General features: G+C 61.1%; 12 protein-coding genes. 2 read left to right on the top strand and 10 right to left on the bottom strand.

The genetic code is table 11. From position 1 onward, the window contains the following. Positions 1-60: 60 nt before the first annotated feature. Positions 61-2,829 (bottom strand): preprotein translocase subunit SecA, encoded by a 2,769-nt coding sequence (secA, locus tag ACQ4WZ_RS24585; protein ID WP_436574730.1) that lies wholly within the window; start codon positions 2,827-2,829, stop codon positions 61-63. 278 nt (positions 2,830-3,107) lie between these two features. On the opposite strand from secA, the gene ACQ4WZ_RS24590 reads away from it, so the two are divergent. Beyond that, entirely contained in the window at positions 3,108-3,617 is a 510-nt protein-coding gene (locus ACQ4WZ_RS24590) for a DciA family protein (RefSeq protein ID WP_101483938.1), read from the top strand. 146 nt (positions 3,618-3,763) lie between these two features. On the opposite strand, the gene lpxC is transcribed toward ACQ4WZ_RS24590, so the two are convergent. The 3 genes from lpxC to ACQ4WZ_RS24605 all read right to left on the bottom strand — a co-directional run bounded on the left by lpxC (position 3,764) and on the right by ACQ4WZ_RS24605 (position 6,551). Continuing rightward, the gene (gene lpxC / locus ACQ4WZ_RS24595; RefSeq protein ID WP_101483937.1) at positions 3,764-4,699 is read right to left on the bottom strand and encodes a UDP-3-O-acyl-N-acetylglucosamine deacetylase; all 936 of its coding nucleotides are present in this window, start codon (positions 4,697-4,699) and stop codon (positions 3,764-3,766) included. A 75-nt stretch (positions 4,700-4,774) separates the two neighbouring features. Next, complete coding sequence (locus ACQ4WZ_RS24600; RefSeq protein WP_101484870.1) at positions 4,775-5,617, bottom strand: DMT family transporter; 843 nt, start codon at positions 5,615-5,617, stop codon at positions 4,775-4,777. Positions 5,618-5,777: 160 nt separating this feature from the next. Then, positions 5,778-6,551: a helix-turn-helix transcriptional regulator gene (locus ACQ4WZ_RS24605; RefSeq protein WP_101483936.1), complete on the bottom strand. Its 774-nt coding sequence runs from the start codon at positions 6,549-6,551 to the stop codon at positions 5,778-5,780. Positions 6,552-6,655: 104 nt separating this feature from the next. Between ACQ4WZ_RS24605 and ACQ4WZ_RS24610 the strand changes: the two genes are divergently transcribed. Continuing rightward, a complete protein-coding gene (locus tag ACQ4WZ_RS24610) occupies positions 6,656-7,423 on the top strand; it encodes a class I SAM-dependent methyltransferase (RefSeq protein ID WP_436574731.1) in 768 nt (255 codons plus the stop codon). 65 nt (positions 7,424-7,488) lie between these two features. Here the strand turns inward: ACQ4WZ_RS24610 and ACQ4WZ_RS24615 are convergent, their stop codons facing one another. The 6 genes from ACQ4WZ_RS24615 to murC all read right to left on the bottom strand — a co-directional run bounded on the left by ACQ4WZ_RS24615 (position 7,489) and on the right by murC (position 14,064). After that, positions 7,489-7,995: a peroxiredoxin gene (locus ACQ4WZ_RS24615; protein ID WP_101483934.1), complete on the bottom strand. Its 507-nt coding sequence runs from the start codon at positions 7,993-7,995 to the stop codon at positions 7,489-7,491. A 234-nt stretch (positions 7,996-8,229) separates the two neighbouring features. Further along, complete coding sequence (gene ftsZ, locus ACQ4WZ_RS24620) at positions 8,230-9,438, bottom strand: cell division protein FtsZ (protein ID WP_101483933.1); 1,209 nt, start codon at positions 9,436-9,438, stop codon at positions 8,230-8,232. Positions 9,439-9,592: 154 nt separating this feature from the next. After that, entirely contained in the window at positions 9,593-10,825 is a 1,233-nt protein-coding gene (ftsA, locus tag ACQ4WZ_RS24625) for a cell division protein FtsA (RefSeq protein WP_010394955.1), read from the bottom strand. A 45-nt stretch (positions 10,826-10,870) separates the two neighbouring features. Continuing rightward, complete coding sequence (locus ACQ4WZ_RS24630; protein WP_101483932.1) at positions 10,871-11,689, bottom strand: cell division protein FtsQ/DivIB; 819 nt, start codon at positions 11,687-11,689, stop codon at positions 10,871-10,873. A gap of 1 nt (position 11,690) precedes the next feature. Further along, on the bottom strand, positions 11,691-12,659 hold the full coding sequence (locus ACQ4WZ_RS24635; protein WP_436574732.1) for a D-alanine--D-alanine ligase: 969 nt from the start codon (positions 12,657-12,659) through the stop codon (positions 11,691-11,693). A gap of 1 nt (position 12,660) precedes the next feature. Continuing rightward, a complete protein-coding gene (gene murC / locus ACQ4WZ_RS24640; protein ID WP_101483930.1) occupies positions 12,661-14,064 on the bottom strand; it encodes a UDP-N-acetylmuramate--L-alanine ligase in 1,404 nt (467 codons plus the stop codon). Positions 14,065-14,067 lie beyond the last annotated feature (3 nt).

Raw genomic sequence — 14,067 nt, forward strand, 5'->3', positions numbered from 1 at the left:
AAACGGCATAAAAAAACGGAGACCGCGGTCTCCGTTCTTGTTCAAGCTGCCAAACCGGCTTTACGCCAATTTTCCATGACAGGCTTTGTACTTCTTGCCGCTGCCGCAAGGACATGGGTCGTTGCGGCCCACTTTGACGCCCATGCTCACGCTCATGTCGTCAACGTTGTCCGTGTTGCCGCCAGCCGTAGGCGCCAGCAGTTCTTCCGGCGCCGCGTTCGGGTCGAATTCGGCGTGCTGGTAGTGCACGTTTTCCACATGCGACTGCTGCAGCGCCTGTTCGGCCGCATCGACTTCTTCGCGCGACTGGATACGCACCGTCATCACGTGCTTCGTGACGTCGTTCTTGATCATGTCGAGCATCTGGCCAAACAGTTCAAACGCTTCGCGCTTGTATTCCTGTTTCGGGTTCTTCTGCGCATAACCGCGCAGATGAATACCCTGGCGCAGGTGATCGAGCGCCGCCAGATGTTCGCGCCAGTGGCTGTCCACGCTTTGCAACATGACATTGCGCTCGAAGCCGCCAAACGATTCCTTGCCGACGATATCGATCTTCGACTGGTACACGGCATCGGCTGCGACCAGCACTTTTTCCAGGATCTCTTCGTCCGTCAGGCTCGAATCGGCTTCCAGCATGGAACGCAGCGGCAAGTCGAGCTGCCACTCGCTGGACAGGGTGTTTTCCAGGCCCTTGATATCCCACTGCTCTTCCACCGATTCGTGCGGCACGTACTCGTGCACCAGGTCGGTGAACACGCCGTGGCGCAGCGAGCCGATCATTTCCGAAATGTCGGTCGTTTCCAGCAGCTCGTTACGCTGCTGGTAAATCACCTTGCGCTGGTCATTGGCGACGTCATCGTATTCCAGCAATTGCTTGCGGATGTCGAAGTTGCGCGCTTCAACCTTGCGCTGGGCCGATTCGATCGAACGCGAGACAATGCCTGCCTCGATCGGTTCGCCTTCCGGCATTTTCAGGCGGTCCATCACGGCGCGCACGCGGTCGCCGGCGAAGATGCGCAGCAGCGCGTCGTCGAGCGACAGGTAGAAGCGCGACGAACCCGGATCGCCCTGGCGACCGGCACGGCCACGCAGCTGATTGTCGACGCGGCGCGATTCATGGCGTTCGGTGCCGATGATGTGCAAGCCGCCAGCATTGACCACATGGTCATGCAGCGATTGCCATTCATCGCGCAGGGTCTGCGACTGGGCGACCTTGTTGGCATCGTTCAGTTCAGGATTGGCTTCGATGAACTTGATCTGGTTCTCGACGTTGCCGCCCAGCACGATGTCCGTACCGCGACCGGCCATGTTGGTGGCGATGGTGATGGCTTTCGGACGGCCTGCCTGAGCGATGATTTCCGCTTCGCGGGCATGCTGTTTTGCGTTCAGCACGTTGTGCGGCAAACCGGCCTTGGTCAGGATGCCCGACAGCAGTTCCGAGTTCTCGATCGAGGTCGTACCCACCAGCACGGGCTGGCCGCGCTCGTAGCAGTCACGGATGTCGTTCAACATCGCGTTGTATTTTTCCGCCGACGATTTGTAGACCTGATCCTGGCGGTCCTTGCGCTGCAGCGGACGGTTCTGCGGGATCACGACCGTTTCCAGGCCGTAGATTTCCTGGAACTCGTACGCTTCGGTATCTGCCGTACCGGTCATGCCGGCCAGCTTGGCGTACATGCGGAAGTAGTTCTGGAAGGTGATCGAGGCCAGGGTCTGGTTCTCGTTCTGGATCTTGACGCCTTCTTTCGCTTCGACGGCCTGGTGCAAGCCATCGGACCAGCGGCGGCCCGTCATCAGACGACCCGTGAATTCATCGACGATGACGACTTCACTGTTCTGCACCACGTAGTGCTGATCCTTGAAGTACAGCGCGTGTGCGCGCAGGGCCGCGTACAGGTGGTGCACGAGGGTGATGTTGGCCGAATCGTACAGCGAGGCGCCTTCCGGCAGCAGGCCCATTTCCATCAGGATGCGCTCGGCCTTTTCATGGCCCGCTTCCGTCAGCAGCACCTGGTGCGCCTTTTCATCCTTGGTGTAGTCGCCCGGCACGTCAACCTTGCCTTTGCCATCGGGCGTTTCTTCGCCGATCTGCAAAGTCAACAGCGCAGGCACTTCATTGATCTTGTAATACAGGTCCGTGTGGTTCTCGGCCTGGCCCGAAATGATCAAAGGCGTACGCGCTTCATCGATCAGGATCGAGTCGACTTCATCGACGATGCCGAAGTTCAGGCTGCGCTGCACTCTTTCGCGCGCTTCATAGACCATGTTGTCGCGCAAGAAGTCGAAACCGAATTCATTATTCGTGCCATACGTGATGTCGGAGTTGTACGCCTGCTGCTTGGCGCTGTGCTCCATCTGCGACATGTTCACGCCTGTCGACAGGCCCAGCCATGCATACAGGCGGCCCATGGTCTCGGCATCGCGCTGCGCCAGGTAATCATTGACGGTAACGATATGCACGCCCTTGCCCGACAAGGCATTCAGGTAGGCCGGCAAGGTTGCCATCAGGGTCTTGCCCTCGCCCGTGCCCATCTCCGCAATCTTGCCAAAGTGCAAGACCATGCCGCCGATCATCTGCACATCGAAGTGGCGCATGCGCAGGACGCGCTTGCTGGCCTCTCGGCAGACGGCAAATGCTTCCGGCAACAAGGCATCAAGCGATTCGCCAGCGGCGATGCGTTCCTTGAAGGCAGGCGTCTTCGCTTGCAGCTCGGCATCCGACAGCTTTTCGATGGCCGGCTCGAGCGCATTGATCTCGCGTACCGTTTTTTGGTATTGCTTGAGCAGCCGCTGGTTGCGGCTACCGAAAATCTGGGTCAGTAATGACATGCTTGAATTCTTGAAAAAACGCCGTTAAAAAAAGCTCGGTAGGTAACAACGAGGTAACAATCGCGTGACCGCACGGAGTTCGACTATGGCAAAAGACGATGATTTTATCATGCGTCCCGCCAAGGTTGGGCTAATGCACCATATAACAATAGCTTAATGACAAACAAATGGCAGAAATTGCGGACATTTTCCATACTGTAAAGCAATACGACCAACCAGCTTGCTCCGTACCTGTCGCCGCACTCGTCATGCGCGGGCGAGTGTGCTATGTTTCGGCCATGCGAACTCCCACTTACTCGAAGGCAGAACGCCGCGGCTACGGCTTTGCCCGTTCGGGCCCGGCCGTCACGGGCGCAACCGATTTTCTGCGTGGCAACGCGACGATGGCCTCCCTGATGCCCACCGTCACGCGCCTGGCCGCCCTGCAAAAAGATTGCGCCAAGGCATTGCCGGCGATGTTCGAGCATTGCGACATCCTGCAATTCGAAGGCGGCCAACTGGTGCTGGCGACGCCGAATGCGGCGCTGGCGGCCAAGCTCAAACAGCAATTGCCGAAACTGCAAGGGGAACTGGAAAGGAAAGGCTGGCAGATTTCAGGCATCAAGCTGAAAGTGCAAGTGATCAAGAGCATCGCGCCCATCGTGCATACACGCGCGCTGGTCTTGCCGGAAAAGGCCATGTCGGCCCTGGAAGAACTGAGCACGGCCCTGCCCGCGTCGAAACAGAACGAGCAGTTGATCGCGGCGCTGCGCAACATGGTCCGCCACCACCGCGAACCTAAAGATTAAGACTGCCCGGCAACATTTTGACACCTCAGAAAACCGTAGCGAGCGGAAGGGAGAGGTGGCTAAGTAGCGCAACCGTACGAAGGTACGGTGAGCATCGCAGGCCGCCTATACCGACGCGCAGTAGGTTTAATGAGGTGTCGCTCAGATCAGGTCAACGACCACTCGCGCTCCATCTGGCGCAGGTAGGATTGCGGCGCCGCCTCGTTGGTATCGAACGAGACAATTTCATACGCTTCCGGCTGCTCCAGCAGCGCCAGCAGCAGCTGGTTGTTCAGTGCGTGGCCCGACTTGTGCGCCGTGTAATACGCCAGCAAGGGGTGGCCCACCAGATACAGGTCGCCGATGGCGTCGAGGATCTTGTGGCGCACGAACTCGTCTTCATAGCGCAAGCCATCGGCATTCAAGATACGGTATTCATCCATGACGATGGCGTTTTCCAGCGAACCGCCACGGGCCAGGCCCATGCCGCGCAAGCTTTCCACGTCCTGCATGAAGCCAAAGGTGCGCGCGCGCGCCACGTCGTGCACGTACGACACGTCGCCAAAGTCGACGGAGGCGCGCTGCATCGTGCCATCGACGGCCGGATGATTGAATTCGATAAAGAAATCGAGCTTGAAGCCGTCGTACGGCGACAAGCGCGCCCATTTCTCCGCATCGCCCTTGCCGTGACGCACTTCCACCGGCTTGATGACCTTGATGAATTTCTTCGGCGCCTGCTGCTCTTCCACGCCAGCCTGCTGCAGCAGATAGACGAAGGACGAGGCGGAACCATCCATGATGGGAATTTCTTCTGCATTCACGTCGATGACCATATTGTCGACGCCCAGGCCGGCCGCAGCCGACATCAGGTGTTCCACGGTGGACACCCTGGCGCCATCCTTGATCAGCACGGAAGCCATGCGCGTATCGCCCACAGCCATGGCGCTGGCGGGGAACTCCACGATGGGATCGAGGTCGATGCGGCGAAACACGATGCCCGTGTCGATGGCGGCAGGGCGCAAGATCAGCTCGACCTTGGTGCCAGAGTGCAAACCGACACCGATGGTGCGGACCTGTTGTTTGATAGTGCGTTGTTTTAACATCTGTCGATTATATCTATTTGCCGGATTTTCGTTGCGGCGCGGCATGGCTCACGCCAGAAATACCACAACCGTTACTTATGGATGCTCGCTCTCGGCATGGACAGCCTCCCTGCGCACGAGGTAAATGCCGCTGCCGATGATGATGGCCGCGCCGATCAGGGTGTATTCGTCGGGCAAGGCGCGCCACAGCATCCAGTCCAGGGCCATGCCCCAGGCCAGGGCCGAGTATTCGAACGGCGCCACGCTGGACGCCTTGCCAAAGCGAAATGCCTCCGTAATGGCCAGCTGGCCCAGGAAACCGCTCAGTGACAGGCCAGCCAGCAGCCACCAGTCTTCGCGCCGGATGCTCACCCATTCATGCGCCGACAGGGCCACGCCACCGATGGCCATCATCACCATCAGCCAGAAGACCATGCTTTCGCTGGCGTCCGTGCGGCTCAGGATGCGCCCCGTGACGGCTGAAATGGCGTAACAGGCGGCAGAACCCAGCACGGCCAGTCCGGCCAGCGAAAAGAAACCCGAACCGTCGGGACGCAGCGCCACCAGCACGCCCAGCAACCCCACGGCGATGGCGCACCAGCGCGCGAAGTCAACTTTTTCCTTCAGGATAAACACCGACAAGACCGTAATCAGCAAGGGCGCGACGAAGAACAACGCATACGTCTCGGCCAGCGACATGCGCTTCAAGCCGTAGGCGAACAGCGTAATCATCAGCACGCCCAGCGCGCCGCGCAGCAAGTGCAGCGGCCAGCGCACCTTCAGCAAGTTCTTGAAGGCGCCACGGTACAGCAGGTACAGGCACACGAGCGGCAGGGACGACAGGGCACGCAAGGCCGTCACCTGCATCGGCGGATAATGGGCGGACAGCAGCTTCATGGCCGTGTCCATCAAAGAAAACATGGCGACGGCGACCAGCATCACATAGATGCTGCGCAGGTTTTGGTTGCGGGGTAGCAGGACAGACTCCTGGCGAAAGAGCGGGACCGTCATCATGGCGACGGCCGGAGCCAGGACAGCATGGTTTGGAAAGGCAGGGCCAGGCGGTCGGCCAGATTATAGCAAGCCCGGCTGTTTTCCCTTATGACACAGGCAACAACATCACCAGTTTCAATTCATGCTGGCGCGCCAGGTGCAGGGTTACCTGGTGATAGCCGAGCAAGCCCTGCTGCGGATGCTGGAAGCGGCGCAAGCCGCCATCGCGGCCCTGCACCTGCTGCGCGCCCCACCACTGGCGAAATTCAAGGCTGGCCTCAGTCAGTTCGCCGATCAGGCCGGCCAGCGGCGCCTGGTCCGCCTGTCGGCCGATATCGGCACGGAACTCCGCCACCAGGCGCTGCGCCCGCTCGGGCCAGCCGACGATCAGCTCACGCGCTCCAGGGGCCAGGAACATGAAGCGCAGCTGGTTCGGTGCGGCAGCTTCGCCATGCAGCCAGCCCGTGAACAGAGCGGACGCCGCCCCGTTCCACGCCACGGCGTTCCATTCCCGGTCCAGTATGTACGCGGGCGCGTCGATGGCGGCGACGATGGCGGCCAGCTCGGCGGCGGCTGGCCCCTCGCCTTCGCCTGTACCGTGGCTGGGGTCATGCTTGTCAGCCACTTCGAACAGATAGGCGCGCTCTGCCGCGCTCAGCTGCAGCACCTGCGCCAGGCGGGCCAGCATCTTGGCCGACGCCGACACGGGCCGCCCCTGCTCCAGCCAGGTCAGCCAGGTAGGGCTGACATTGCACAGCTGCGCCAGCTCTTCGCGCCGCAAGCCCGGCGTGCGCCGCCGCCCGCCACCGGGCAAGCCAGCCATGGCGGGGGTGACGGCTTCGCGCCGGGCGCGGATGAATTCAGCGAGTTTGTTCGACATGGCAGGGATGCATGGTAGTGGATATACCAGTATAAGTTATGGTCTTGTTACAGGATAATTTTATCCCTATTCTGCAGGAACTCACCCATCAACAGGAGAAAACCATGCAGCAGCACGATGTTGTCACCGAACAGTTTGGCAAGACGGCCAACGCCTACCTGAGCAGCGCGGTGCACGCGCAAGGCGCCGACCTGGTGCTGATGCAGGAATGTGCGCGCCGCCATGGCAAGCCAGTCGTCCTGGACCTGGGCTGCGGCGCCGGCCACGCCAGCTTCGCCGTCGCTCCCGTGGCCAAGTCAGTCGTCGCCTACGACCTGGCGCAGCCGATGCTCGACGTGGTGGACTACGCCAAGGCGCAGCGCGGCTTGCACAACATCTGCACGCAAGTGGGCGATGTGGCCCGCCTGCCGTTTGCCGACGCCAGCTTCGACATGGTCGTCACGCGCTTTTCCGCCCACCACTGGAACGACGTGGCAGGCGCACTGGCGGAAGCCTGGCGCGTGCTGCGTCCCAACGGCACCTTATTAGTGGTCGACATCGTGGCGCCCAAGACGGCCCTCTACGACAGCACCCTGCAGGCGGTGGAAATGCTGCGCGACGCCTCGCACGTACGCGACTACCGTACGTGCGAATGGGGCGCCAAGTTCGACCATGCAGGATTCACGCACAGCTTGCGCAGTGTGTGGAAACTGAGCATGCAGTTTGACGAGTGGGTGGCGCGCATGCGCACTCCCGCCGAACGCGTAGCGGCCATCCGTAATCTGTTCGATGGCACGCCCGATGAAGCGCGGCGATATTTTGCGCTGCAGGACGATTATTCGTTCAGTATCGATGCGGCCATGTTCGAGGCGACGAAACCTCAGGTGCAATAAAAAAACGGCGCCGATGGCGCCGTTTTTTGAAGGGGTCAGACCCGCCGGGTCTGACCCCATATAACTTAAGCCAGTTGGCCCAGCAGCGTCTCGGCATTCGATACTTCAAACTTGCCGCCCTGCTCGATGTTCAATTGCGTCACGACGCCATTGTCGACCAGCATCGAGTAGCGCTGCGAGCGCGTACCCATGCCGTGCTTGGAGAAATCAGCATCCAGGCCCAGGGCCTTGCTGTAGGCGGCATTGCCGTCAGCCATCATGCGCACGACGCCGGTGGCTTTCTGATCACGGCCCCAGGCGCCCATCACGAACGCGTCGTTGACGGAGATGCACCAGATTTCATCGACGCCCGCAGCTTTCAGGTCGGCAGCGTGCTGCACGTAGCCTGGCACGTGCTGTGCGGAGCAGGTTGGGGTGTAGGCGCCGGGCAGGCCGAAGATGGCGATCTTCTTGCCCTTGACCAGGTCTTGTACGTTGAACGTGTTCGGGCCCAGTGCGCAACCTTCGGTTTCGCTTTCGATGAATTCGGCCAGGGTGCCTTCTGGCAGGGTGTCGCCGATCTTGATGGTCATGTTGACTCCTTGTGTACTGTCGGTTATGGACGCCGCCCGTTCCGTGGAGCGGACAGCGCCCGGGATCTGGTTCTGCCGGCATGATGCCGACACTGCGCGATAGTATGCCTGACTTGCCGTATTTGCGCAGAAAGTGGCCGGAAAGGCAAACGCAAAAGTCAAAACCCGGCAAAAAAAAACGGCGGCCCTCAGGCCGCCGTCATCTTTGCTGACATCAGATCACCTTAGCTCATCTTAATCCGCTTGTTTACGCAGGAAGGCTGGAATGTCATACGTCTCCATGCCATTCTTTTCCATCGCGCGCACTTGCTCGGAAGCCGATTCGCGACGCCATACTGCCGGCGCCTTCATGCCGTCGAAACCGGCAGCCGGCGTGGCCACACCCACGGTGGTCGTCGCTGCCTGCGCGCCGCCCATCGCCGCTGACGGGGTCAGCGGGCTGTTGTGGGTGCCGGTGCGCAGCACTTGCTGCGGTACCAGCTGGATGTTCTTCTTCGCGCGGCCCAGGCCAGTGGCCACCACGGTAACGCGGATATCGTCGCCCATGGCGTCGTCGTAGGCGATACCTTGGGCGATGGACGCGTCCGGTGCGGCAAAGGCGCGCACGGCAGCCATGACTTCCTTGATCTCTTTACCCTTCAAGCCACGGCTGGCCGTGACGTTGACCAGCACGCCGCGCGCGCCGGACAGGTCGATGCCATCCAACAGCGGCGAAGCGACAGCCTGTTCGGCGGCGATGCGCGCGCGGTCAACGCCGGAAGCGGTCGCCGTGCCCATCATGGCCTTGCCCTGCTCGCCCATGATGGTTTTCACGTCGTTGAAGTCGACATTGATATGACCCGGCACGTTGATGATCTCGGCAATGCCGGCCACCGCGTTATTGAGCACATCATCGGCGTGCTGCATCCATTCCAGCATGCTTTCGTCTTCGTAGATCTCTTCCAGTTTTTCATTGAGGATGATGATCAGCGAATCGACGTGCAGGGACAGCTGCTCCAGGCCTTCGTCGGCGATGTCCATGCACTTCTGGCCTTCGTACGAGAATGGCTTCGATACCACGGCCACCGTCAGCGCGCCCAGTTCCTTGGCCACTTCGGCGACGATAGGAGCGGCGCCCGTGCCCGTGCCGCCGCCCATGCCGGCAGCGATGAAAACCATGTGCGCGCCGCGCAGCGCATCGGCGATGCGCGCGCGCGATTCTTCGGCCAGCTGGCGGCCGACGGCAGGCTTCATGCCGGCGCCCAGACCGGTATCGCCGATCTGGATGATGTTGTGCGCCTTCGATGTCGACAGGGCCTGTGCGTCGGTGTTGGCGGCAATGAACTCCACACCCGACATGCCTTTGTTGATCATGTGTTGGACTGCATTGCCACCCGCACCGCCGACGCCGACGACCTTGATGACGGTACCTATAGCTGTGTTATCGACCATATCGAACTCCATGATGTGCTCCTATCAGATGCGGTTTCCAAGCGCCAGGCCTCATATTGGTAGGAGAACTGGAGATTGAAAACTGCGGTTAAATATAAAATAAAGTTATGTGTGTGTACCTGCGATGCTGCCAAAAAACCTGTGCTGCCGGGCCTGAAATACGCCCTTAAAAATTCCCTAAAAACCATTCCTTCATGCGCTGCCAGACTGCCTTCACCGAGCCGTCCTGACGCGTCACAATGTGGCCGCGCAGGTATTGCTTCTTCGCTTCCAGCAGCAGGCCCAATACCGTGGCATAGCGCGGACTGCGCACCACGTCGGCCAGCTGGCCCCGATACTCGGGCGTGCCCAGGCGCGCCGGTTTCAGGAAAATGTCTTCCGCCATTTCCACCATGCCGGGCATGATGGAAGTGCCGCCCGTGAGCACGATGCCCGACGACAGCACGCCTTCATAACCGGATTCGCGCACCACCTGGTGCACCATCGCGAACAGCTCCTCGACGCGCGGCTCGATCACTGCCGCCAGCGCCTGGCGCGACAGGTTGCGCGGGCCACGGTCGCCCAGGCCTGGCACTTCCAGCGATTCGCCGGGGTCGGCCAGGACCTGCTTGGCTACGCCATAGCGGATCTTGATTTCTTCCGCTTCCGCGGTCGGGGTACGCAAGGCCATGGCGATGTCGTTGGTGATCTGGTCGCCGGCGATGGGAATGACTGCCGTATGGCGGATCGCGCCATCGGAGAATACCGCCACATCGGTCGTGCCGCCGCCGATGTCGATCAACACGACGCCCAGTTCCTTCTCATCGGGCGTGAGCACCGCATCGGCAGACGCCATCGGCTGCAGGATCAGGTCCGACACTTCCAGGCCGCAACGGCGCACGCACTTGACGATGTTCTGCACCGCCGACACGGCGCCGGTGACAATATGCACCTTCACCTCCAGGCGGATGCCGCTCATGCCGATAGGCTCGCGCACATCTTCCTGGCTGTCGACGATAAACTCTTGCGGCACCGTGTGCAGCAATTGCTGATCGGTCGGAATGTTAACCGCTTTTGCCGTCTCGATGACGCGCGCCACGTCGGTCGCCGTCACTTCCTTGTCCTTGATGGCCACCATGCCGCTGGAATTGAAGCTGCGGATATGGCTGCCGGCAATGCCAGCATAGACATTGCGGATCTTGCAGTCAGCCATCAGCTCGGCCTCTTCCAGCGCGCGCTGGATGGACTCCACCGTGGCCTCGATATTGACCACCACGCCTTTTTTCAGGCCCTTCGATTCGTGCTGGCCCAGCCCGATCACTTCGTGGCGCCCGTCGGACATCACTTCGGCTACCACCGCCACCACTTTCGAGGTGCCGATGTCGAGGCCGACGATCAGGTTTTTCGCGTCTTTTGTCATTTCTGTCGCCTAGTTTTTTGGGCTATTGTTAAATTGATTATTCGGTTAAGTCGGTTTTTTAATCGGACTGCCATTTTTCTTCTTGATCGCTGGCGCCGGCCTGCCATCCTTGCCTTCGGCCGGTATCACCAGGCCGGCGGAACTGAGCGCCAGGCCATTCTGGTAACGCATATCGATCGTGTCGATATTCTCCAGCCGGCTCGCCAGCTGCGGGTAGATGCCCACCAGCCGGTCGACCCGCGCCTTCAGGGTCGTATGATTCTGCTCGCGCCCCAGCGCCACGCTCATGCCGTTGTTCAGTTTCACGGTCCACGCATAGCGGCTCGACAGCGACAGCGATTCAGGCACCATTTTCAGGGGCGAAAACCACTTTGCCAGCTGCACGTAGGTCGCCAGAACTTCCTTTTCGCTGCCATCGGGGCCGGCGAAGGCAGGCAATTCATGGTCGTCTTCGGCTTCGGCCACATTGGCCGTAAACACGTCGCCCTTGACCGACAGCAGGCGTCCATCCTCGCCCCAGGTACCCAGCGCCTCGTGTTCTTCCAGCGCCACGATCAGCTGGTTAGGCCACTCGCGCCGCACACTGGCACGGCGCACCCAGGGCACCGATTCGAACACCCCGCGTACGCTTTCCAGATTGGTCGTAAAGAAATTGCCCTTGATGCGCCCCAGGGTGCCGCTGCGCAGGGTCAGGTAATTCACGTGGCGCAGGCCCTTGTCGTCCGCGCTTTCCACCTTGATCGTGCGCAGGTCGAACATGGGACGCTGCGACACCCACCAGACGCCGGCCGCCACGCACACGACCAGAACCGCGGCCAGCAAGCCGTTGGCAGTCGTATTGAGGCTTTTAGCGTCATGCCACATATCAGCGCTGTCCCTTGTGCATTTTCAGGCTTGCGCCGGAAACGATTTCCAGGCACAGGTCTTCATAGCTGGTGCCTTCCGCGCGCGCCGCCATCGGTACGAGCGAGTGACCGGTCATGCCCGGCGAGGTATTGACCTCCAGCAGGAACAGCTTGCTGTCGGCAGCGCGCATCAGCACATCCACACGTCCCCAGCCTTCGCAGCCGAGCGCGCGGTACGCTTCCAGCGCGATGCGCTCCATTTCGGCCACGATCGCCGGGTCTAGCTGCGGCGGGCAGAAGTACTTGGTGTCGTCCGTGAAGTACTTGTTCTGATAGTCGTAATTACCTTGCGGGGCGACGATTTCAATCGGCGGCAGCGCGCGCGCCGTGGCGCCCTTGCCCAGGATCGCCACAGTAAATTCGCGGCCCTTGATGAATTCCTCGGCCAGCACCGAATCATCGAGACCGGCGGCGATGTCGTAGGCTGCCTGGAAGGCCGACGCTTCGTTGACCGTCGTAATGCCGATGCTCGACCCCTCATGCGGCGGCTTGACGATCAGCGGCAAGCCCAGTTCGGAGGCCACTTTGGCGAGGTCCGATCTGCCATCGAGCACCGCGTATTTTGGCGTCGGCAGATGGTGCATCAGCCAGATCATCTTGGTGTAAACCTTGTCCATACCCACCGAACACGCCATCACGCCGCTGCCCGTGTAGGGAATGCCCAGCTGCTCCAGCGCGCCCTGAAGGCTGCCGTCTTCGCCGAAGCGGCCGTGCAGCGCGATGAAGACGCGATCAAATTTCTCAGCGGCCAGTTCGGCCAGGCTGCGTTCGCCCGTATCGAAGCCATGCGCATCCACGCCATGACTTTTCAAAGCGGCTAGCACGCCGGCACCGGACATCAGCGACACTTCGCGCTCGGCCGAGCGGCCGCCGAACAGGACGCCGACTTTGCCCAATTGTTTAACGTCGATAGCTGAAGCTTGGTTCACGTCAGGCCTTTACAGTGTGAGATTGATACGTTGTCAGTTGTTGCGGGATGCCGCTGATCGAGCCAGCTCCCATGGTCAGCACGACGTCTCCGTCGCGCGCCACGCTCATGATGGTGTCGGCCATGTCCGTCATGGACTCGACGAAAATCGGTTCGATCTTGCCGCGCGCGCGCAGCGCATGCGCCAGGGCGCGGCCGTCGGCGGCGACGATAGGCGCTTCGCCTGCCGCATACACTTCGGACAAGAGCAGCACGTCGGGTGCACCCAGCACCTTGACGAAATCCTCGAACAGGTCGCGCGTGCGGCTGTAGCGGTGCGGCTGGAACGCCAGCACCAGGCGGCGGCCAGGATAGGCAGCGCGCGCGGCAGCCAGGGTCACTTCCGTTTCCACCGGATGATGGCCGAAATCGTCGACCAGGGAGAAGCTGCCGCCATTTGGCAGCGCCACGTCGCCATAGCGCGTGAAGCGCCGGCCCACGCCGGAAAACTCGGCCAGGCCCTGCTGCGTGGCGCTGTCGGCGATGCCGATTTCGCGCGCGATGGCGATCGCCGAGCAGGCATTTTGCACGTTGTGCATGCCGGGCTGGTTCAGCACCACGTCGAGGTCGGGATAGCCTTCCTGCAGCACCGTAAAATGCATTTCCAGGCCGACGGCGCGCGCGTTGATGGCGCGCACTTGCGCGTCTTCAGCGAAACCGTAGGTGGTGACCGGCTTGGTGACGGACGGGATGATGGCGCGTACGTGCGGATCGTCGATGCACAGCATGGCGCGGCCATAGAAAGGCAGACGGTGTGTGAACTGCACGAACGCCTGCTTGAGCTTTTCGAAATCGTGCTCATAGGTGTCCATGTGATCGGCATCGATATTCGTGATCACTTCGATCATCGGCGTCAGGTTCAGGAACGAGGCGTCCGACTCATCGGCTTCGGCCACCAGGTAGTCGCCGGAACCGAGCTTGGCGTTCGCGCCGGCGCTGGTCAGGCGTCCGCCGATCACAAAAGTAGGATCAAGGCCGCCCTGCGCCAGCACGGACGCGACCAGGCTGGTCGTCGTCGTCTTGCCGTGCGTGCCGGCGATGGCGATGCCGCGCTTCAAACGCATCAATTCACCAAGCATCACGGCGCGCGGCACCAGCGGGATCTTGCGCGCGCGCGCAGCCGCAACTTCCGGATTGTCTTGCGGGACGGCGCCCGAGGTCACCACCGCATCGGCGTCGCCGATGTTCTCGGCCGCGTGGCCGAGCATGACGGTCGCACCAAGGCTCGCCAGTCGCTGCGTCGCCGCATTGCTGCCCAGGTCGGAGCCCGACACCTTGTAGCCCAGGTTGACCAGCACTTCGGCGATGCCGCTCATGCCGCTGCCGCCAATGCCGACAAAGTGGATATTGTTTACTTTATGCTTCACAGA

The sequence above is a fragment of the Janthinobacterium darwini genome, from assembly GCF_051380905.1.
Taxonomy (GTDB): Bacteria; Pseudomonadota; Gammaproteobacteria; order Burkholderiales; family Burkholderiaceae_D; genus Janthinobacterium.

Bases quoted from the DNA above. Each gene is read 5' to 3' on its own strand.
- secA (WP_436574730.1), bottom strand. From the start codon at position 2,829: ATGTCATTACTGACCCAGATTTTCGGTAGCCGCAACCAGCGGCTGCTC.
- ACQ4WZ_RS24590 (WP_101483938.1), top strand. From the start codon at position 3,108: ATGCGAACTCCCACTTACTCGAAGGCAGAACGCCGCGGCTACGGCTTT.
- lpxC (WP_101483937.1), bottom strand. From the start codon at position 4,699: ATGTTAAAACAACGCACTATCAAACAACAGGTCCGCACCATCGGTGTC.
- ACQ4WZ_RS24600 (WP_101484870.1), bottom strand. From the start codon at position 5,617: ATGCTGGTCGCCGTCGCCATGTTTTCTTTGATGGACACGGCCATGAAG.
- ACQ4WZ_RS24605 (WP_101483936.1), bottom strand. From the start codon at position 6,551: ATGTCGAACAAACTCGCTGAATTCATCCGCGCCCGGCGCGAAGCCGTC.
- ACQ4WZ_RS24610 (WP_436574731.1), top strand. From the start codon at position 6,656: ATGCAGCAGCACGATGTTGTCACCGAACAGTTTGGCAAGACGGCCAAC.
- ACQ4WZ_RS24615 (WP_101483934.1), bottom strand. From the start codon at position 7,995: ATGACCATCAAGATCGGCGACACCCTGCCAGAAGGCACCCTGGCCGAA.
- ftsZ (WP_101483933.1), bottom strand. From the start codon at position 9,438: ATGGAGTTCGATATGGTCGATAACACAGCTATAGGTACCGTCATCAAG.
- ftsA (WP_010394955.1), bottom strand. From the start codon at position 10,825: ATGACAAAAGACGCGAAAAACCTGATCGTCGGCCTCGACATCGGCACC.
- ACQ4WZ_RS24630 (WP_101483932.1), bottom strand. From the start codon at position 11,689: ATGTGGCATGACGCTAAAAGCCTCAATACGACTGCCAACGGCTTGCTG.